This is a genomic window from Actinoplanes sp. CA-030573 (assembly GCF_050951115.1).
In the GTDB taxonomy this organism is placed as follows: Bacteria; Actinomycetota; Actinomycetes; order Mycobacteriales; family Micromonosporaceae; genus Actinoplanes.
In genome coordinates this window covers 2,295,577-2,313,107 of sequence record NZ_CP192038.1, presented here as the reverse complement: position 1 = coordinate 2,313,107, position 17,531 = coordinate 2,295,577, and the positions used below count along the sequence as shown (strand labels likewise).

At 72.8% G+C, this 17,531-nt stretch carries 21 protein-coding genes; 12 read left to right on the top strand and 9 right to left on the bottom strand.

The features are described 5' to 3' along the window. Positions 1–50 precede the first annotated feature (50 nt). Positions 51–260 carry a DUF3072 domain-containing protein gene (locus ACQP2F_RS10830; protein WP_433303014.1) on the top strand — a complete coding sequence of 70 codons (210 nt, stop codon included), beginning with the start codon at positions 51–53 and terminating at the stop codon, positions 258–260. Here the strand turns inward: ACQP2F_RS10830 and ACQP2F_RS10825 are convergent. After that, positions 257–772 carry a GNAT family N-acetyltransferase gene (locus tag ACQP2F_RS10825; protein ID WP_433303012.1) on the bottom strand — a complete coding sequence of 172 codons (516 nt, stop codon included), beginning with the start codon at positions 770–772 and terminating at the stop codon, positions 257–259. The genes ACQP2F_RS10830 and ACQP2F_RS10825 overlap by 4 nt on opposite strands. A 126-nt stretch (positions 773–898) precedes the next feature. On the opposite strand from ACQP2F_RS10825, the gene ACQP2F_RS10820 reads away from it, so the two are divergent. From ACQP2F_RS10820 to ACQP2F_RS10810, 3 genes are all read left to right on the top strand, one after another. Further along, positions 899–1,093: a hypothetical protein gene (locus ACQP2F_RS10820; RefSeq protein ID WP_433303011.1), complete on the top strand. Its 195-nt coding sequence runs from the start codon at positions 899–901 to the stop codon at positions 1,091–1,093. 26 nt (positions 1,094–1,119) lie between these two features. Continuing rightward, positions 1,120–1,914: a TrmH family RNA methyltransferase gene (locus ACQP2F_RS10815; RefSeq protein ID WP_433303009.1), complete on the top strand. Its 795-nt coding sequence runs from the start codon at positions 1,120–1,122 to the stop codon at positions 1,912–1,914. An 86-nt stretch (positions 1,915–2,000) separates the two neighbouring features. After that, positions 2,001–2,585 carry a cellulose binding domain-containing protein gene (locus tag ACQP2F_RS10810; RefSeq protein ID WP_433303007.1) on the top strand — a complete coding sequence of 195 codons (585 nt, stop codon included), beginning with the start codon at positions 2,001–2,003 and terminating at the stop codon, positions 2,583–2,585. A gap of 79 nt (positions 2,586–2,664) precedes the next feature. On the opposite strand, the gene ACQP2F_RS10805 is transcribed toward ACQP2F_RS10810, so the two are convergent. Further along, entirely contained in the window at positions 2,665–3,582 is a 918-nt protein-coding gene (locus tag ACQP2F_RS10805; protein ID WP_433303005.1) for an EamA family transporter, read from the bottom strand. 79 nt (positions 3,583–3,661) lie between these two features. Between ACQP2F_RS10805 and ACQP2F_RS10800 the strand changes: the two genes are divergently transcribed. Then, entirely contained in the window at positions 3,662–4,540 is an 879-nt protein-coding gene (locus tag ACQP2F_RS10800; protein ID WP_433303003.1) for a LysR family transcriptional regulator, read from the top strand. A 61-nt stretch (positions 4,541–4,601) separates the two neighbouring features. On the opposite strand, the gene ACQP2F_RS10795 is transcribed toward ACQP2F_RS10800, so the two are convergent. After that, the gene (locus tag ACQP2F_RS10795; RefSeq protein ID WP_433303002.1) at positions 4,602–5,189 is read right to left on the bottom strand and encodes a dihydrofolate reductase family protein; all 588 of its coding nucleotides are present in this window, start codon (positions 5,187–5,189) and stop codon (positions 4,602–4,604) included. A 585-nt stretch (positions 5,190–5,774) separates the two neighbouring features. Beyond that, positions 5,775–6,467: a hypothetical protein gene (locus tag ACQP2F_RS10790; protein ID WP_433303001.1), complete on the bottom strand. Its 693-nt coding sequence runs from the start codon at positions 6,465–6,467 to the stop codon at positions 5,775–5,777. A gap of 133 nt (positions 6,468–6,600) precedes the next feature. On the opposite strand from ACQP2F_RS10790, the gene ACQP2F_RS10785 reads away from it, so the two are divergent. Together ACQP2F_RS10785 and ACQP2F_RS10780 are read left to right on the top strand one after the other, a co-directional pair. Next, positions 6,601–6,741, top strand: coding sequence for a hypothetical protein (locus tag ACQP2F_RS10785; RefSeq protein WP_433302999.1), 141 nt, complete (start codon positions 6,601–6,603; stop codon positions 6,739–6,741). A gap of 117 nt (positions 6,742–6,858) precedes the next feature. Further along, the gene (locus tag ACQP2F_RS10780) at positions 6,859–7,674 is read left to right on the top strand and encodes a hypothetical protein (RefSeq protein WP_433302998.1); all 816 of its coding nucleotides are present in this window, start codon (positions 6,859–6,861) and stop codon (positions 7,672–7,674) included. Positions 7,675–7,761: 87 nt separating this feature from the next. Here ACQP2F_RS10780 and ACQP2F_RS10775 read toward each other — a convergent pair whose 3' ends face one another. Together ACQP2F_RS10775 and ACQP2F_RS10770 are read right to left on the bottom strand one after the other, a co-directional pair. After that, entirely contained in the window at positions 7,762–8,880 is a 1,119-nt protein-coding gene (locus tag ACQP2F_RS10775) for an SPFH domain-containing protein (RefSeq protein WP_433302996.1), read from the bottom strand. Positions 8,881–8,889: 9 nt separating this feature from the next. Then, the gene (locus tag ACQP2F_RS10770) at positions 8,890–9,339 is read right to left on the bottom strand and encodes an NfeD family protein (RefSeq protein WP_433302994.1); all 450 of its coding nucleotides are present in this window, start codon (positions 9,337–9,339) and stop codon (positions 8,890–8,892) included. 86 nt (positions 9,340–9,425) lie between these two features. On the opposite strand from ACQP2F_RS10770, the gene ACQP2F_RS10765 reads away from it, so the two are divergent. Continuing rightward, positions 9,426–10,730, top strand: coding sequence for a serine hydrolase domain-containing protein (locus ACQP2F_RS10765; RefSeq protein ID WP_433302993.1), 1,305 nt, complete (start codon positions 9,426–9,428; stop codon positions 10,728–10,730). 20 nt (positions 10,731–10,750) lie between these two features. After that, positions 10,751–12,202 carry a glycosyltransferase family 39 protein gene (locus tag ACQP2F_RS10760; protein ID WP_433302991.1) on the top strand — a complete coding sequence of 484 codons (1,452 nt, stop codon included), beginning with the start codon at positions 10,751–10,753 and terminating at the stop codon, positions 12,200–12,202. 91 nt (positions 12,203–12,293) lie between these two features. Here the strand turns inward: ACQP2F_RS10760 and ACQP2F_RS10755 are convergent, their stop codons facing one another. Further along, positions 12,294–13,514, bottom strand: coding sequence for an EamA family transporter (locus ACQP2F_RS10755; protein ID WP_433302990.1), 1,221 nt, complete (start codon positions 13,512–13,514; stop codon positions 12,294–12,296). Positions 13,515–13,521: 7 nt separating this feature from the next. On the opposite strand from ACQP2F_RS10755, the gene ACQP2F_RS10750 reads away from it, so the two are divergent. Then, the gene (locus ACQP2F_RS10750) at positions 13,522–15,057 is read left to right on the top strand and encodes a PLP-dependent aminotransferase family protein (RefSeq protein WP_433302988.1); all 1,536 of its coding nucleotides are present in this window, start codon (positions 13,522–13,524) and stop codon (positions 15,055–15,057) included. Here ACQP2F_RS10750 and ACQP2F_RS10745 read toward each other — a convergent pair. Then, a complete protein-coding gene (locus tag ACQP2F_RS10745; RefSeq protein WP_433302987.1) occupies positions 15,044–15,841 on the bottom strand; it encodes a DUF3097 domain-containing protein in 798 nt (265 codons plus the stop codon). The genes ACQP2F_RS10750 and ACQP2F_RS10745 overlap by 14 nt on opposite strands. An 89-nt stretch (positions 15,842–15,930) precedes the next feature. Between ACQP2F_RS10745 and ACQP2F_RS10740 the strand changes: the two genes are divergently transcribed. Next, the gene (locus tag ACQP2F_RS10740) at positions 15,931–16,713 is read left to right on the top strand and encodes a hypothetical protein (RefSeq protein WP_433302985.1); all 783 of its coding nucleotides are present in this window, start codon (positions 15,931–15,933) and stop codon (positions 16,711–16,713) included. Further along, complete coding sequence (locus ACQP2F_RS10735; RefSeq protein WP_433302983.1) at positions 16,714–17,214, top strand: NUDIX domain-containing protein; 501 nt, start codon at positions 16,714–16,716, stop codon at positions 17,212–17,214. It abuts the gene before it with no gap. Here the strand turns inward: ACQP2F_RS10735 and ACQP2F_RS10730 are convergent. Next, entirely contained in the window at positions 17,208–17,510 is a 303-nt protein-coding gene (locus ACQP2F_RS10730; RefSeq protein ID WP_433302981.1) for a DUF1905 domain-containing protein, read from the bottom strand. The genes ACQP2F_RS10735 and ACQP2F_RS10730 overlap by 7 nt on opposite strands. Positions 17,511–17,531: the final 21 nt, after the last annotated feature.

Sequence of the window (17,531 nt, the reverse complement as noted above, 5' to 3'; positions counted from 1 at the left end):
GATCACGGGGTAGTGGCACAGATGTTCGAGACGTCTGTGAGGAGGACACCATGGCGGACCGAGAGGATGCCACCGCCGGCAGCCCGGTGAAGGACCCGGAGGACTGGACCACGGGCGACGAGCCGGCCACCGGCGCGCAGGAGTCGTACCTGCACACGCTCGCCACCGAGGCGGGCGAGCCGGCGCCGGAGGGCCTTACCAAGGCCGAGGCCTCCCGCAAGATCGATGAGTTGCAGGAGCAGACCGGCCGGGGCCGTTAGGGCTTGGTGATCCGGTAGAGCACCGAACGCGCGAGATGCGGCGGCTGGGTCGGATCGTCGAAGTCCTCGACGTACGTCATGCCCAGGCGCCGCATCACCGCGTGCGAGCGAACATTCCCGGCGGCGGCGATCGCGAGCACCTCCGCAAGATCAAGGGCTTCCCATGCGTACGCGAGAACGCCCGCCGCCGCCTCCGTCGCGTAACCGTTCCCCCAGGCCGCCCGGGAAAGCCGCCACCCGATCTCCACGCCGGTGAACGGCAGTTCCTCGTCGACCGGGTCGAGCCCGGCCATCCCGATCAGCCGGTCGGAGCCCGCGAGCGCCACCGCCCACCAGCCCCAGCCCCGCTCGTCGAGGCCCTGCTGGAAGTAGTCCATCGAGGCGCCGGCCTGCGCCCGGGTCAGCACCTCGGGGAAGTACTCGCGCACTTCGGGGTCGGCGTTGAGCGCGGCCCAGGCGTCCAGGTCGGAGGCGCGCCAGTCGCGCAGCACCAGTCGTTCGGTGGTCGGCATGATGCCGCCCACCCTAGCGGGCGTCCCGTCCGGCACGGCCCGGCCGTCCGGCCGCGCCGGGCGTTCGCTCGGCGTCCTTCGCCGGTCGGGCGTGATCAGGCCGCCCGCACGGGCCATAATGCAGTCATGTCCGACGCGCCGCAGCAGCAGGATGACGAGCAGGCCGAGCAGCCCGAGGAGTTCCTGAACCGGGCCGCCCGCCGGGCCGCGAAGAGCAAGAAGCACCACCACGGCGAGGTCACGACGCACAGCGCCAGCCAGCCGCACGGCCGGGGCACGGTGCCCGCCCGCAAGGACTACGGGAACCGCCGCAGCGGCTGACGCACGCCCACCGGCAGAATGGTCCGATGCCGGCACATCAGGTGGACAGCGCGGACGATCCGCGGATCGGGGACTATCGCGCGCTGACCGACCTCGAGCTGCGCACGCGATGGGAGCCGCCGAACGGGCTCTTCATCGCCGAGGGCGAGCTCGTCATCCGTCGTGCCCTGCGCGCCGGCTACCGGCTGCGGTCGATCCTGGTCGACGAGAAGCGGGTCGAGCAGTTCGAGGACCTCCCGCCGGAGGCGACGATCTACACCGCCACGCCGCCGGTCCTGGAGTCGATCACCGGCTTCCACGTGCACCGCGGGGTGCTCGCCTCGTTCCACCGGCGCGAACTGCCCACGCTGAGCGAGCTGCTGGCGTCGGCGCGCCGGCTCGCGGTCCTCGAAGGGCTGAACACGCACACCAATCTCGGCGCCCTCTTCCGCAGCGCCGCCGCGCTCGGCATCGACGGCGTGGTGCTCTCGCCGAACTGCGCCGATCCGCTCTACCGGCGGGCGGTGCGGGTGAGCATGGGCGAGGTCTTCGCGATCCCGTACGCCAAGGCCGAGGCCTGGCCGGAGGCGCTCAAGGAGATCTCCGGCGCCGGGTTCCGCCTGCTCGCCCTGACACCGGGCGACGACACCGTGAACCTGCAGGAGCTCTCCCCCGCCGACCGGGCGCGCCCGGCGCTGATGCTCGGCGCCGAGGGGCCGGGGCTGACCCGGGCCGCGCTCGCCCTGAGCGACGTGCGGGTGGCGATCCCGATGCAGAACGGCGTCGACTCACTCAACGTGGCGACGGCGGCGGCCATCGCGTTCTGGGAGCTTTGCCGCTGAACTTCCCCCTGGCTACCCTTACCGCCGTGCACGATAAATCCGCCAATATCCGAGTTCTTTTAACTATCTTGGGTATTGCCGCTCTGGTGGGAATCACGGTCATCACGATCGTGCGCCTCACCCCCGGGCACGACCGCAGCCGGACCCTCCCGCCCCCAGACCCCGCCTTCACCCTCCCCGGCACGCTCGCCGGCCCGCCGGCCCCGGTCAGCCTCCTGCCGTCCGTCACCGGGAAGGCCACCGAGAAGGCCGCGACCAGGCCCGCCGCCGAGGCCGCGACCGGCCCTGCCGCCGAGTCCCGTCCCCGGCCTCGGCCGGCCCGCACGCTCCCCGCCGTCATCAGCCCGCCCCGCACGGTCCCGGCGGTCGGCGGCAGCTACCACGTGCTGAGCTCCTATCCGGACAGCTTCATCGGCGAGGTGCTGCTCACCAACCGGACCGACGCGCCCCAGGACTGGGTGGTCACGTTCACCTATCCGGGCAACCTCCGCACCTCGTGGCTGGAGTCGCTCCCCCAGCCCACGCTGGTCCAGCGCGGGCACACGTTCGTCTGGACGTCGTCGGTGCCGCTCGCCGCCGCCTCGACCGCCGAGCTCAAGTTCCATTTCGACCTCGCCGGCGGATCGGATCGTCCGTCCTCCTGCTCGGTGAACGGCATTCCGTGCTCGTGAGGCTCTTGTGGACAGCCGCTCGAGAAATGTCGTAGCCGGCCGCTGATGTCTTCCCCACCCAGTTACGGGTGGGGTGGGGTTACCGCCGCCTTGCGGCGACGCGCACGGTCTGCGGGGTGAGCTGGCCCGCCAGCAGCGCCGAGAGGGCCAGGGCGAAACCGAGCAGCTGCGGCGCGCTCAGCGTCTGCCCGAGGAGGACGGCGCCGGCGATTGCGGCGACCAGCGGCGACAGCAGGCCGAGCAGGGCGGTCGCGGTCACCGGGAGGACCCGCAGGCCGGCAAACCAGAGGGTGTACGCGAGCAGCCCGCCGACCAGGCCGAGCCACACGTAGCCGCCGATCGCCGGGCCGTCGATGCCGGCCGGGACGCCACCGGTCAGGGCCGTCGGGATCAGGAGCACCAGGCCGCCGCCGGTCAGCTGCCAACCGGCGAAGGCCATCGGCCGCACGCCCTCGGGCCGGCCCCAGCGCTTGGTCAGCGTCACGCCGAAGGCCATGGCGACGGCGCCGGCCAGACCCGCGGCGATGCCGGTGGCGTCAAGGGCGGCGGCCGGGCCGAGGACGACCAGGCCGACACCGGCCACCCCGACCAGGCCCCAGGCCACGCGCCACATCGACAGGCGCTCGCCGAGGACCGCGACGGCCAGCAGGGCGACGATGATCGGCTGGGTGGCGCCGAGGGTGGCGGCGACCCCGCCGGGCAGGCGCTCGGCCGCCAGGAACAGCAGCGGGAAGAACGCGCCGATGTTGAGCGCGCCCAGGACGAGCGCCCGCCACCACCAGATGCCGCTGGGCAGCGTACGGGTGAGAGCGAGGGCGACCAGGCCGGCGGGCAGCGCGCGCATCAGCGCCGCGAACATCGGGTGGCCGGCGGGCAGGAGCTCGGTGGTGACGACGTAGGTGGTTCCCCAGACCGCGGGCGCCAGGGCGGTGACGGCGGTGGTGGTCGCTCGTCCGGTCGCCGTAGCCGGGGCCGGATGTGGCGCGGTGATGGTCATGCCACCAGCGTCGACCCACGGCTATTGATGAGTCCAACACATACTTTTCACAGCAGCAATCTCGTATGACGATTGATAGGTGGAACTTCAGCAGATGCGGTACGTGCTGGCGGTCGCCGAGACGGGCAACTTCACGCGGGCGGCCCGGCAATGTCTCGTCGTACAGTCGGCGCTCAGTCATCAGATCGCCGCGCTGGAGCGTGAGCTCGGCGCCAAGCTGTTCGCCCGCACCAGCCGGCGAGTCGCGCTGACCGCCGCCGGCGAAGCGTTCCTGCCCGCCGCGCGTGCGTGCCTGGAGGCCGCCGAGCGTGCCGCCGCCGACGCCGCGGCGGCCACCGGCGAGATCCGCGGACGCCTGGCGGTCGGCATCATCCCGACCGTGACTGGCATCGACCTGCCGGCCACGCTGCGCGAGTTCCACCATGCCCACCCGCGGGTGCGCATCGTCCTGCGCTCGGCCGGCAGCGACGACCTGACCGCCGCGATCCGCGCCGGGGACGTCGACGTGGCCGTGCTCGGCCTGCCGGAGACGACCGAGCCGCGCGGCGTCCGCTTCCGCGCTCTGAACCACGACAAGCACGTCGCCGTCGTGGCCCGCGACCACCGCTTGGCCGCCCTCGACCGCGTGGACCTGCCGACCCTGGCAGTCGAGCCGTTCGCCGACTTCCCGGCCGCGACCGCCGGCCGGGCGCAGAGCGACCTAGCCTTCGCCGCCGCCGGCCTGGAGCGGACGGTCGCCTTCGAGGCGATGTCCACCGACCTGATCATCGGCCTGATCCGTCAGGGCCTGGCCGTGGCGCTGCTCCCTGCCCGCTTCGTGGCCGGCATTCCCGGCCTGGAGACGATTCCGGTGACAGACGGCCCCGGACGCGTGGAATACCTCGCCTGGAGCGACTTCAACCCCACGCCGGCGGCGGTCGCTTTCCTCCGCTCCGCCGGCGTGTCGCCGGTTTCCTAGCGCGCCACGCTTTTCCTCGTGGCCGCGCTCTTCTTCAGCACACGAGGGCGGCCGTCGGCCATCAATCGATGCGGTAGGTCAGGTGCGTCGCATAGCCGGACGCCCGGACGTGGATCTGCCGCAGCTGCCGCGGCGCCGCGCCCTCGAAGAGCGGGGTGCCGCCGCCGAGCAGGATCGGCGCCAGATGCAGGCGCAACTCGTCGACGACGCCGGCCTCGATGGCACGGCGGACGGTCTCGCCGCCGCCCATGATGACGACGTCGCGGTCCTCGGCCATGGCGACGCCCTTGGCCACGGCGCCGGCGATGCCGTCGACTACGAACGTCATGCGGTCGGCCAGGCGCACCTTATCCGGCGGGGTGCGGGTCACCACCAGCACCGGCGGCTGCGCGGCCAGCCCGGCGCCGTAGCCGACCTCGTCGTTCCACCCGCCGGGGCCGTCGATCACGTCGAACAGCCGCCGGCCCATGATGACCACCCCGGTGGCGGCGGTCGACTCCTCGAGCACCGCCCGGTCGATCGCGTCGGACTGGAACGCCCACGTGTGCAGGCCCTCTCCGCCGCGGCCGAGCCCCAGCTCCGGACTCGCATCGGGCCCGGTGACAAACCCGTCCAGCGACACCGAGATGTCGGCGACCACCTTGGTCATGCCCTGCTCCTTCCGCCGGCGCTGCCCCTCGCGAGCCGTCCTCCGGAGCATGCCACCCGGGTACGACAGAAAGCCGTCACCGGACGAGCCAACTTGCCGCCGGAAGGTTCCCGGGACGACGCCGGCGCGCATGTGGACAACGTGGCGAAAGTGTCGTAGGCAGCTGCTCTACTCGACCCCCACCCAGAACCGGGTGGGGTTGAGTAGGCGGCGCCAACGGGGGGCAGCCTCGGCCGTCTGGGAACGCGACGGTTCGGGCGGGGCCGGGGAAATGGCTGGCGCCGGCGGTCGGGCGCGGCTGGGGGATGGCCGGCACTGGCAGTCGGGCGGGACGGGGGGTGCCAGAGCGGTCAAAGACGAGCCGGACCGCGGGATGCCAGAGCGGCGAGGACGGCCTGGCGGGCGGGGGTGCCGGGCAGGGGTGCCGGGCGGGGGTGCCGGGCGGGGATGCCGGGCGGGGGCGGCCGGGCCGGGCGGGGGCGCCGGACCGGGCGGGGGGGGTGCCGCGGCGCGGACGTCAGGCGGACGGGCGGCCGGGCGAACGGGCGGCCGGGCGGCCGGGCGGCCGGGCGGCCGGGCGGCCGGTCAAGCTCGCGGAATCAGCCGGCTTCCGGTCCAGGCCAGACCGGTGCCGGCGGCCAGCAACAAAAGAGCCCCTACCGTGGGCAGGGGCTTCTGGGCGTACGCGCCGGCGCCGATCGCCGCCGCGGCCAGCATCAGGAGGATGCCGTCCGCCGGGTTCACCAGTTTGGAGCGGAAGACGGCCCAGCCGAGCAGGAGCCAGCCCAGGCCCGAGGTGGCGGCCGCTACCAGGCGGGCGGTATCCAGCTGGTCGGCGGTCAGCGGGGCGCCGGGGGGCAGGAGGCCGCCGGGCGGGGCGACCAGGGTCAGGGCGGCCAGCGGCAGGGCGATGATCGTGCCGGCCAGGCCGGTCAGCAGGCCGGTCAATGCCGAGCGGCGGGTCCGGGAGCCGGAGAGCAGCGCGGCCAGGGCGATCATCGCGACCATGGCCAGCCAGTCGGCGGCCAGGCTCACCGGCATGGGGCCGGGTGGGGTGTCGATGCCGAGGGTCAGCCAGCCGTCGAGCATCGCGGCGCACGGGAGCGCCCAGAGGGCCAGCCGGGCGTAGCGCCGGACCGACCAGATCCAGACGGCCTCGCGTACGGGAAGGAGATGCTCTTGATCCTTCGAGCCCGCGGCCGGGCGCGCGGCCCCGACCCAGGCCGGCGCGACCCGCAATGGCCGGCCGCTCGCCGTGTGGTGATGGCTGGTGCTCATGGCTCCGCCTCGCGTGGGCTCAAGCCGAGCGGCCCGGGGGCAACCGTCGGGATCCTGGGACGAGCATTCCAAAAGCGAGCGACCTGCGCAGCTAAATCGTGAAATTCCGGGATCGTACGTCGGAGGGGAGGCGATGACGGTGACCGGGCTCGAGGTCGGCCACGGCGCCTTCGGGCAACTCCCTGAAGTCGAGCACGAACATCCGGTCCCGGCGCTGATCGTGACTCACCGGTCACCCACGCGTTTAATTCGAAAAATTTCGTCGCGCCTCTGAGCTGCGGAAACACTGCCGTCCGCGGGTTGCGGCCGTCGAGGGCGTTGAACCCGGCCGCGGGTGAGGTCCGTACAGGGGGCCAACGACCACATCGACGTCCACCTACGAGGAGTGATGATGAGATCGCGCGCGTACCGAAGGAACCAGAGCCCCCACCGGCGGAAGGTGATCGGCGCCGTCGTCGTGGGTGGCGTCCTGGCGGCGGCCGGACTGGCCGGCGTTCAACTCGCCTCGGCGAGCACGACGCCCAAGGCGGCGGACGTCATCGTGGTCGAGGGCCAGCAGTTCGACGTGTCGCAGTGCAAGGCCCTCGAGATCAGCGGCGGCGACGTGGTCTGCGACGGTGCGAAGCTCGCCCCGCAGCAGGAGCAGGCCGCGGGTGACGCGGCGGCGGCCTCGGCGCAGGCGCTCGAGGCGGCGTGCGACACGTTCGCGGCGGACGCGGCGGCGGCCGAGGGCCAGGCCGGCCAGGACGCCGGCGAGCAGGCCGGCGAGCAGGCCGGCCAGGAGGCGGGCCAGCAAGCGGGTGAGGCGGGCAAGGCGCAGGGTGAGAAGGGCGCGGCGGCGGCCAAGGCCGCGAACAAGAAGCTCGCGGCGAAGTGGGCCAAGGCGCTGAAGTCGGCCAAGAAGGCGAAGGCAAAGGCGGCCCAGGCCCAGGACAAGGGCAAGGGCAAGGCGGCGGACCAGGCGGGCGAGGACGCCAACGCCGGTGCCGACGCCGGCGCGGCGGCGGCCGCGGCGGTCACCTCGGCGCAGAAGTCGCTGCTGCAGGCCTGCCTGGCGCTGGCCGACGCGAAGGCGGCCGCCGGCGTGGGCGCCGGCGACCAGGGCGGCGCGGGCGACCAGGGCGGCGCGGCCGACCCGTCGGCGGCCCCCAGCGAGGAGCCGAGCGCGGAGCCGAGCGACGACCCGACCGCCTCCAAGGAGGACTGAGAAACAGAGAACCGAGGAACAGAGGACTGACAAGACCACGGCCGGCCCGGGAGATCCCGGGCCGGCCGCGTCGGTTGAGAAGGGAAATCAGGCCCGCTCGCGGGAGGCGACTCCGTTGTAGTCGGCCCCACCGAGAGCGGCGGACGGCGGAATCGGATCCGGTGCGGGCAAGGCGGCCGTACGGTCGGGGTCGCCGGAAACCTGGGCCTCCGCCTCCCGTACCTGCTCGTCGACCTGGGCCGCCGCCTCCGCCGCAGCCTGCGCCGCCTCGGCCGCCTCACGCTCCACCTCGGCCGCGTTGACCGTCTCGGCCGGCTTGTCGCCGGCCATGTTGGCCAGGCCGCCCAGCGCGCCCCCGAGACCGTCGAGCGCCTTGGTGAGCTCGGTCGGCACGATCCAGACCTTGTTGGCCGAGCCGTTCGCGATCTGCGGCAGCGACTGAAGGTACTGGTAGGCCAGCACCTTCTGGGACGGGTTCGCCTGGTGGATCGCGTCGAACACCGTCCGGATCGCCTTGGCCTGGCCCTCGGCCTGCAGGATCCGGGCCTGCCGGTCACCGTCGGCCCGCAGCACCGCGGCCTGCTTCTCGCCCTCGGCGGTGAGGATCTGGGCCTGCTTGTGGCCCTCCGCGTTGAGGATCGCGGCCCGCCGGTCCCGCTCGGCCCGCATCTGCTTCTCCATCGAGTCGCGGATGCTCGGCGGCGGCTCGATCGCCTTGATCTCCACCCGCGTCACCTTGATGCCCCAGCGGCCGGTGGTCTCGTCGAGCACGCTGGACAGGTGCCGGTTGATCTCCTCGCGGCTGGTCAGCGCCCGCTCGAGGTCGAGCGAGCCGATCACGTTACGCAGCGTCGTGACCGTCAGCTGCTCTATCGCCTGGAGGAAGTTGGAGATCTCGTAGGTGGCCCGCACCGGGTCGACGACCTTGAAGTACAGGACCGTGTCGATCGACACGACCAGGTTGTCGGAGGTGATCACCGGCTGCGGCGGGAAGGAGACGACCTGCTCGCGCATGTCCACCTTGCTGCGGACCGCGTCGACGAACGGGACCAGCACGTTCAGGCCCGGAGTGAGGGTCCGCTTGTACTTGCCCAGGCGCTCCACCACGTCCATCCGCTGTTGCGGGACGATGCGGATGGACCGGAGCAGCGTGACGATGGCGAACACCACGATCACGATGACTAGTACGCCGATCACTGCTTCCATGGCGCCTCTCTATATGTTGGGCAGGTCATCGCGCCACACGATGGCCGTGGCGCCGGTGACCTTGACGACCCGGACTCGTTCACCCGGGAGGTATTTCTCGGTGCCGTCGAACGACCGAGCCTGCCACAGCTCGCCCTCGAGCTTGATCATCCCGTGGTCGCCGTCCACCTCTTCGACCACGACACCGTGCGTACCCTCCATGGCCTCGATGCCGAACGGCATGTCGCCGGTCTCCAGCGCCGGCTTCGCGTGCCGCAGGATGATCGGCCGCAGCGCCCCGACCGAGATGCCGGAGAACAGGGCGAACACGATGACCTGCAGGAGAAGCGGCGCACCGAGGGCGGCCGCGCCGGCCGCGGCGAGCGCGCCCACGGAGAAGAAGATGATCAGGAGGGTGGCCGTGAAAGCCTCGGCGATCGCCAGTGCGATGCCGAGCACGATCCAGAGAATCGCTTCCACACCACGATCGTGACACGCTCGCGCACGCATCGCGACGCCGCGTCGAGCGGTTAAGAAGAAGAGTCGTTTGTCGGAGAGGGTCAATCGTGTCGCTGCTGCCGGAGACGGCCCGCCGGGTCGACGAGATCGCCGCCCGGGCCCAGGCCGAGGGCCGTACGCCGTCGCTGGCGCTCGCCGTCGTCCGCGACCGCGCCGTCCTGCACTTCGCGGGCGTCGGCGCGCACCCGGTGCCGGACGCGAAGACGCAGTACCGGCTCGGCTCGATCACCAAGACGATCACCGCGACGATGGTCATGCAGCTGCGGGACGAGGGCTTCTTCGCGCTCGACGACCTGCTCTACCGCCATCTGCCGGGCACCCCGATCGGCGGGGTCACGCTGCGCCAGCTGCTCGGGCACGTGTCGGGGCTGCAGCGGGAGCCGGACGGGCCGTGGTGGGAGCGCAACGCCGGCGGTGACGTCGACAAGCTGCTGGCCGACCTCGGCTACGACAAGCTGTTCGGGGCGCCGTTCCGTCGCTACCGGTACTCCAATCTCGCGTACGGCCTGCTCGGCGCCGTGCTCGAGAAGGTGACCGGCGAGTCGTGGCCGTCGCTGGTCGCCAAGCGGGTGCTCGACCCGCTCGGGATGAAGCGCACGACGTACGCCCCGATGGAGCCGTTCGCCCGCGGCTACGTGGTGCACGCGCTGGACGGCAGCCTGCACGAGGAGCCCCGGCACGACTCGGGGGCGATGGCGCCGGCCGGCCAGCTCTGGTCGACGGTCACCGACATGGCGAAGTGGGCCGCCTTCCTGACCGACCCGGCGCCGGCCGTGCTGCCCCGGGAGACCGTCGACGAGATGTGCGCGCCGGTGGTGATCAGCGATCTGGAGTCGTGGACCGGCGGGTACGGCCTGGGCCTGCAACTGTTCCGGGTGGGCGAGCGGGTCTTCGTCGGCCATGGCGGGTCGATGCCGGGCTACGTCGCGCACCTGGCGGTCCATCGGCGGAGCCGGCTCGGGGTGATCGCGTTCGCCAACGCGTACGGGCTGACCGGCACCCACATCAAGCAGGTCACCCTGGCCGCGCTCACCGCCGCGATCGACGGCGAGCCGGAGACGCCGGTGCCGTGGTCGCCGCCCGCGCCCCCGACCGGCGAGGCGGCGGCGCTGGCCGGCCGCTGGTGGTGGATGGGCCGCGAGTACGAGGTGCGCGGCGACGGCGAGGCGATCGAGATGACCGGGCCGAACCACCGGTCGCGCTACGTGCGCGAGGCGCCGGACCGCTGGCGGGGCACCGAGGGCGACAACGAGGGCGAGATCCTGCAGATCCTGCGCGACGAGGACGGGGCGGTGCGCAAGCTGGACATCGCGACGTTCGTCTTCAGCCGGGACCCCCACGACCTCGCCTGACGCCCTACCATCGGTCCATCATGGACCGGGCCGCGAAAGCCGTCGGGGTGACCGCCGCGAGCGTCACCGTGCTGCTGCTGGCCACCGACACCCGGTACGGCTACCACCGCGACGAGCTCTACTTCCGGATGCTCGGCGCGCACCCGCGCTGGGGCTACGTGGATCAGCCGCCGCTCACCCCGCTGCTGGCCCGGCTCGGCATCGAGGTCTTCGGTGACAGCGTGTGGGCGATGCGGGTGCCGGGCGCGATCCTGCTCGGCCTGGCCGCGGTGCTGGCGGCGCTCATCGCGCGGGAGGTCGGCGGCGGTGCCGTCGCGCAGACCCTGGCCGCATCGGGTGCGTTCGGCGCGGTTCCGCTCGCGTCGGCGCACAACACCTCGACCGGCACGGTGGATCTGCTGGTCTGGCTCGGCGTCGTCTATTTCGCCGTACGGGCGTTGCTCGCCGGCCGGGAGCGCAGCTGGCTCGGGGCCGGGCTCGTCGCCGGTCTCGGGCTCTACAACAAGAACCTGGTCGTCCTGCTGCTGGTCTGCCTCGGCGCCGGCCTGCTGGTGGCCGGCCCGCGCCGGGAGCTGCGGTCGAGGTGGCTGTGGGCCGGCGTCGGCGTCGCGCTGCTCGTCGGCCTGCCCAACCTCGTCTACCAGGTGGTCAACGACTTCCCCCAGGCGAAGATGGCCGAGGCGGTGGCCCGGAACAAGGGCGACGATTCCCGTACGCTGCTGCTGCCGTTCCAACTGCTGCTGCTGGCGGTGCCGCCCATCTGGATCGCCGGGCTGGTCACACTGTGCCGGGACCGCCGGCTCCGGCCCGTCCGGGCGCTGGCCGTCGCGTACCCGCTGATGGTGGTCCTGGTTTTCGTGGTCGCCGGGCAGCCGTACTACACGCTGGGCCTGCTTTACGGCCTGTATGCGATCGGCAGCGTGCCGGTCGAACGCTGGGTGACCGGCCACCGGGCGCGGCAGGTCGTGCTCGGCGCCGCCGTCGTGGCTCTCTCCGCGCTCGGCATCGTCTCGTCGCTGCCGATCCTGCCCGCCAATCGGATGGGCGGCGCGGCCGGGGCCAACCCCACGATCGGCGACCAGATCGGCTGGCCGGAGTACGTGGCCCAGATCGCCGCCGTGTACGACCAGTTACCGGCCGCGGACCGCGCTCACGCTGTGGTGTTCACCGGCAACTACGGAGAGGCGGGGGCCGTCGACCGCTACGGCCCGGCGCTCGGGTTGCCGGCCGTCTACAGCGGGCACAACGAGCTGTTCCGCTTCGGACCGCCGCCGGACGACAAGACGGTCGTCGTGGTGGTGTCGCAGGCCGAGCCGGCGCGGGTGGCCGCGTTGTTCGGCCCGTGCGGGAGCGGGACCGCGTTGCACAACAGCTCCGGAGTCGAGAACGAGGAGCTGGAGGCGAGCGTGTATCTGTGCCGGCCGGCTACGGCTTGGCATGTGTTGTGGCCTCGGCTGCAGCATTACGACTGAGGTATTGCGCTTGAGGTATTACGGAGGACGTTCAGCGCCTCGCGTGTGCGACCCCACCCTCGTCTCGGGTGGGGCTTACTAGAGCACACCCCTACGACAATTTCGCGACGCTCTCCACAAGCGCCGCGGACGAGACGGCGTTGAACGGCGGGGTGGCCCGGACCACGGGCGACGCCACCCACGCGACCGACGCGTCCGGGGCTCCGGGCAACGCAACCGGCGCGACCGGGACCGCGGACGGCGCATCCGGCACTCCGGGCAACGCAACCGGCGCGACCGGGACCGCGGACGGCGCATCCGCGACTCCGGGCAACGCAACCGACGCGACCGCGACCGCGGGCGGCGCGTCCGGGGCGACCGGCACCGCCGTCGTCCTCCGCAACCCCAGCCCCAGGCCGGCCGCGACCACCGCCACCCCGGCCCAGACCACCGGCGACGGCATCGGGCCGCCCATCAGCACCCCCACCACCGCCGCGGCGATCGGCGCGATCCCGGTCAGCAACCCTGCCCGCGCCGATCCGACCCGCGAGACACACGTGTACCAGAGCACGAACGCCAGCGCGGTGACGCAGACGGCCAGATACAGGCCGGCGAGCAGATCAGTGGTACCGAGCCGCAGCACCGCGCCCGGGCCCTCGCGCACGACGCCGGTCATCGCGAACAACACCGCGGCCATCCAGGTCGCGTGCACCGAGACGCCGAGCGGGCCGTGCCGTCCCAGCACCGGCACCGCCAGCAGCGTGAAGCCGGCCTCACACGCGAACGTGACCAGCGCCCACAGCAGCCCGATGCCGTCGGTGCGGCCGAAGCCCTGCACCAGCGCCGCGCCGGCGGTGACGACGGCGGCCGCGGCTACCAGGCGGGCGGCGGGCGCGCGGCCCTCCAGGAACGGCCCGGCGACCGCTAGCAGCACCGGCACGCAGGCCACGGCCACGCCGAGGACGGCCGGCTCGGCGTGCCGGGCGCCCAGCACCAGGGCGAGGTTGAAGACGAACATGCCGGTCACGACCACCCCGGCGAGCCAGAGCCACTCGGCGCCGCGCGGCCGCACGAGGCGGCCGGCCGAGCCGACCATGCGACCGAGAAAACCCGACGAGCCGAAGACGACAGGCGAGCCGGAAACAGCACGCGAGCCGGGAACAGGACGCAAGCCGGAAAGGCGGGCGAACAAGACCAACAGAAGGCACGCCACGGCGTAGCGCAACGCCTGGACGGTAAGCACGGGCGCGCCGGCCAGCGCGCCCGAGACGGCGACGCTGCCGCCGACGAAGACCATGCCGGCGGCGCCGGACAGGAGCGGTAGTGGGTTCACACGAACCATGCTGTCCGCGGGTATGGTCCGGTTGAAGGGCCAATCCGGGTGGGCAAAAGGAGGACCAATTTCCGGCTCCGACTTTCTCCAGCTGCGGGCCGAGGACGCGCCGGCCAAGGGGCTCACCGCCTGGCTCACGGCGGGGTTGCGGGACGCGATAGCGGGACGCCGGCTGGCGCCGGGCACTCGGCTGCCCGCCACCCGCGTACTGGCCGACGATCTGAGCATCTCGCGCGGCGTCGTGGTCGAGGCCTACCAACGGCTGATCGACGAGGGGCTGGCCACGGGCCGCACCGGCGCCGGCACCACCGTAACCGGCATAAGCGATGAATCCGATCTGGGCAGGGACCGCCGCCGCGCGATGAGCGCCCTTCGCCTGCCCTTCCCGGCGCCCGACGGCATCGACATCGATCTGTCCCCAGGGGTGCCCGATCTGTCGGCGTTCCCGAGAAAGCAATGGCTACGGGCGGAGCGGGCGGTGCTCGACGAGGTCACGGCGGCCGACCTCGGCTACGGCGATCCGGGCGGCAGCCCACGGCTGCGGGCGGAGCTGATCGGCTGGCTGCGCCGGACCCGCGGCATCCGCGCCGAGGCCGACGACATCATCGTGGTGAGCGGCGTCGCCCAGGCCCTGGCGCTGCTGGCGCAGACGCTGCGGGCGAACGGCGTGACCACGGCCGCGGTCGAGGATCCGGGCTCGCGCGGGGCAAAAGACCAAATGGCCCATTGGGGCGTACGGCCGGAAGGCGTGCCCGTCGACGACGAGGGCATCCGGGTCGACCGGATCACGCAGGAAGCGGCCGTCCTGACCCCGGCGCACCAGTTCCCGACCGGCGTCGTGCTCAGCCCGGCACGCCGGCGGGCGCTGCTGGATTGGGGCGGCCTGATCGTCGAGGACGACTACGACGCCGAGCACCGCTACGACCGGGCGCCGGTGGCCGCGCTGCAGGGATCGGCGCCGGACCGCGTCGCGTACGCCGGAAGCGTCTCGAAGTCCCTGGCCCCGGGCATGCGCCTGGGCTGGCTGATCGCGCCCCGCCGCATGCAACCGGCGCTGCTCGAGGCCAAGCACGACAGCGACCTCGGCAACCCGGCCCTCCCCCAACTCGTGCTGGCCCACCTGCTCGCGACCGGCGACTACGAGAAGCACCTGCGCCTGGTCCGGTCCCGGCAGCGGCGCCGCCGCGACGCCCTGCTGGCCGGCCTGCGCACCCACCTGCCGCAGGCCCAGGTGACCGGCGTGGCGGCCGGCCTGCACCTGCTGATCCTGCTGCCGGGCGAGACCCCGGACGAGACTGCCGGCACACCGGACGAGACCGCCGGCTCGCCGGACGAGACCGGCGGCACGCCGGACCAGACAGGCAAGAAACCGGACGAGCTCATGGCCGAGCGGGCCGCGGCCCGCGGCGTACTGGTGCATCCGCTCTCCTGGCATCGGCACCGGCCCGGACCGCCCGGCCTCGTCCTCGGCTACGCCGCCCAGCCTCCCGACCGGCTCGCCGAGGCCGCGAAGCGGCTGGGCGTGGCCCTCACCCGACCGTGACGAAGTCGATCAGCCGTTCCATCGAGTTGATCAGCGGCGTCTCCACGTCCTTGTAGCTGCTCACCTCGCGCAGGATGCGCCGCCACATGTCGGCCGGCTCGCGCACGCCGAACGCCTCGCAGACGCCCTCCTTCCAGTTGCGCCCGGGCGGGATGACCGGCCACTTCTTGATGCCGATCCGCTCCGGCCGCACCGCCTGCCAGATGTCGACGTAGGGGTGCCCGGTGATCAGCACGTGGGGGTCGGTCACCGCGGCGACGATCCGGCTCTCCTTCGAGCCCGGGACCAGATGATCGACGAGTACGCCCAGACGCCGCTCCTTCGACGGCTGGAACTCGCGGACGGCCGCGGCGAGATCGTCGATGCCGTCCAGCGGCTCCACGACCACGCCCTCGATCCGCAGGTCGTCGCCCCAGATCCGCTCGACCAGCGCGGCGTCGTGGATGCCCTCGACCCAGATGCGGCTGGCCTTGGCGACCTGGGCCTTGACCCCGGCGACCGCCACCGACCCGGACGCCGTCACCCGGCGCTGCGGCTGGGCATCGACCAACGGCTTGCGCAGGGTCACCGGCTTGCCGTCGAGCAGGAACGCGGCCGGCGTCAGCGGGAAGTTCCGCCGCTTGCCGAACCGATCCTCGAGCACGACCGCGCCCAGCTCGAACCCGACCACCGCGCCGCAGAACCCGGAGTCGGCGTCCTCGACCACCAGATCGGGCTCGGCGTCCACCTCGGGCACCACTTTCCGGCGGCGCCACTGCGCCTTGAGCACGTCCTCCCCATACATGCAAGGCACGGTAACCCGTGCGTTGGGACACGCCCTTTATGACGCTCCGGCCGAGACAACCTTCCCGGTGGGCACGTACCCTTGCTCGCATGTCCCCCGCAGCTGATGCGGCCACCCGCACCGCGCGGCGCTCGACCCGGTTCGTGGCCTGGGTGCGCGCCTGGCGCGCCGGTCTGGTGCCGTTCGACGAGCTGGCCGGCGAGATCGCCGCCGACGAGGAGCACCTGGTCGCCGACGCCCCGGGCACGTGGACCGACGTGCCGCTGCCGCAGGGCCTGCCCGTCTTCGCCAAGGTGCACCCCGACGACATCCGCCTGGTGCTGCCCGCGCCCGGCGACCCGCGCGGCCTGCCCGGCCCCGGCGAGCTGACCGGCGCCGCGCTGCTGGCCGGCGAGGCCGTCATGACCCCGCATTTCGGCGTGGTGCCCGAGGTGCGGCGGCACACGTCCGGCTCCGGCGTCGAGTTCGAGACGGTGCTGTGGCGGGTCTACCCGGTGGCCGACTACAAGCCGGTGTTCCAGATGGGCGCGGCCGAGGCCGAGGGCGAGCTGACCATGGCGCTGACCGAGGCCACCACCCAGCTCACCAAGCTCGACGTGGCGCAGTGGAAGCCGGAGCTGGCCGGGGCGCTGCAGGCGCTGCGCCGGCCGGAGAGCACGGCCACGTTGCCGGCCGGCTTCGACCCGCGCGCCCGGCGGCTGTTCGCCCGGGCCAGCGTGCTCGACCAGGTGCTGGCGCTGGCCGAGACCAACGCGCCCGGCGGCGCCGTCAACGGGTACGAGGCGCAGCAGCGCGACGCCGCCCTGCGCCCGCTCCTGACCGCGTGCCGCCAGGCGCTGGTGGCGGCCTGCAACTCGCCCCTCCGGCCGTAGATGCCGGACCGCTTCGCCCACTGCACGTTCTGCGGGGCCCGTTTCACCCCGGGCCAGGCCTGGCCGCGCCGGTGTGCCGCCTGCGCCGAGACGTCCTATCGAAACCCGAAGCCGGTGGCAGTCGCGGTGCAGCCGGTCGGTCACGGTCTCCTGGTCGTACGCCGCGGCATCCCGCCCGCCCGCGACCGCCTCGCGCTGCCCGGCGGCTACGTCGACCTGGGCGAGTCGTGGCAGGCGGCGGCCGCCCGCGAGCTGTCCGAGGAGGTCGGCCTCAAGACCGACCCGGCCGGCGTCCGCCACTTCGACACGGTGAGCGCCCCCGACGGCACCCTGCTCGTCTTCGGCCTGTTCCCGGCCCTGCCCGACGCGTCGGCCATCCCGCGCCCGGCCCCGAACGACGAGACGCTGGGCTGGGAGATCCTCTACGGACCGACCGAGCTCGGGTTCAGCATCCACACCGCGATCGCGGCCCGCTTCTTCCAGGGCCGGCAGGCTCAGTAGCCGACCAGCTCGACCGCGACGGTGACCTTGTCGCCGGGTTCGAGCGAGTGGGCCTTGCGCACCGCCTTCTTGACCGGCAACACGTACGCCCCGGCCTTGCTGTCCGGGAAGATCGAGGTCCGCCAGACGGTGGCGCCGATCCGGGCCTCGACCCGCACCGACCCGAAGCCGCGCCGCTCCCCCGCCGTCAGGTCCCGGATCACGTCCGAGGCGTCGACCGGCAGCGTCACGAACGTCCAGCCCTCATCCGGGCGCGCTGCCCAGACCCACAACTCGCTCTCGAAGTCCACATGCACGCCCGACAGGATCCCACGACC

What these genes read in the sequence shown, in the direction of transcription:
- ACQP2F_RS10830 (WP_433303014.1), top strand. Translation starts at nt 51, where the DNA reads ATGGCGGACCGAGAGGATGCCACCGCCGGCAGCCCGGTGAAGGACCCG.
- ACQP2F_RS10825 (WP_433303012.1), bottom strand. Translation starts at nt 772, where the DNA reads ATGCCGACCACCGAACGACTGGTGCTGCGCGACTGGCGCGCCTCCGAC.
- ACQP2F_RS10820 (WP_433303011.1), top strand. Translation starts at nt 899, where the DNA reads ATGTCCGACGCGCCGCAGCAGCAGGATGACGAGCAGGCCGAGCAGCCC.
- ACQP2F_RS10815 (WP_433303009.1), top strand. Translation starts at nt 1,120, where the DNA reads ATGCCGGCACATCAGGTGGACAGCGCGGACGATCCGCGGATCGGGGAC.
- ACQP2F_RS10805 (WP_433303005.1), bottom strand. Translation starts at nt 3,582, where the DNA reads ATGACCATCACCGCGCCACATCCGGCCCCGGCTACGGCGACCGGACGA.
- ACQP2F_RS10795 (WP_433303002.1), bottom strand. Translation starts at nt 5,189, where the DNA reads ATGACCAAGGTGGTCGCCGACATCTCGGTGTCGCTGGACGGGTTTGTC.
- ACQP2F_RS10790 (WP_433303001.1), bottom strand. Translation starts at nt 6,467, where the DNA reads ATGAGCACCAGCCATCACCACACGGCGAGCGGCCGGCCATTGCGGGTC.
- ACQP2F_RS10785 (WP_433302999.1), top strand. Translation starts at nt 6,601, where the DNA reads ATGACGGTGACCGGGCTCGAGGTCGGCCACGGCGCCTTCGGGCAACTC.
- ACQP2F_RS10780 (WP_433302998.1), top strand. Translation starts at nt 6,859, where the DNA reads ATGAGATCGCGCGCGTACCGAAGGAACCAGAGCCCCCACCGGCGGAAG.
- ACQP2F_RS10775 (WP_433302996.1), bottom strand. Translation starts at nt 8,880, where the DNA reads ATGGAAGCAGTGATCGGCGTACTAGTCATCGTGATCGTGGTGTTCGCC.
- ACQP2F_RS10760 (WP_433302991.1), top strand. Translation starts at nt 10,751, where the DNA reads ATGGACCGGGCCGCGAAAGCCGTCGGGGTGACCGCCGCGAGCGTCACC.
- ACQP2F_RS10750 (WP_433302988.1), top strand. Translation starts at nt 13,522, where the DNA reads ATGCTGTCCGCGGGTATGGTCCGGTTGAAGGGCCAATCCGGGTGGGCA.
- ACQP2F_RS10745 (WP_433302987.1), bottom strand. Translation starts at nt 15,841, where the DNA reads ATGTATGGGGAGGACGTGCTCAAGGCGCAGTGGCGCCGCCGGAAAGTG.
- ACQP2F_RS10740 (WP_433302985.1), top strand. Translation starts at nt 15,931, where the DNA reads ATGTCCCCCGCAGCTGATGCGGCCACCCGCACCGCGCGGCGCTCGACC.
- ACQP2F_RS10735 (WP_433302983.1), top strand. Translation starts at nt 16,714, where the DNA reads ATGCCGGACCGCTTCGCCCACTGCACGTTCTGCGGGGCCCGTTTCACC.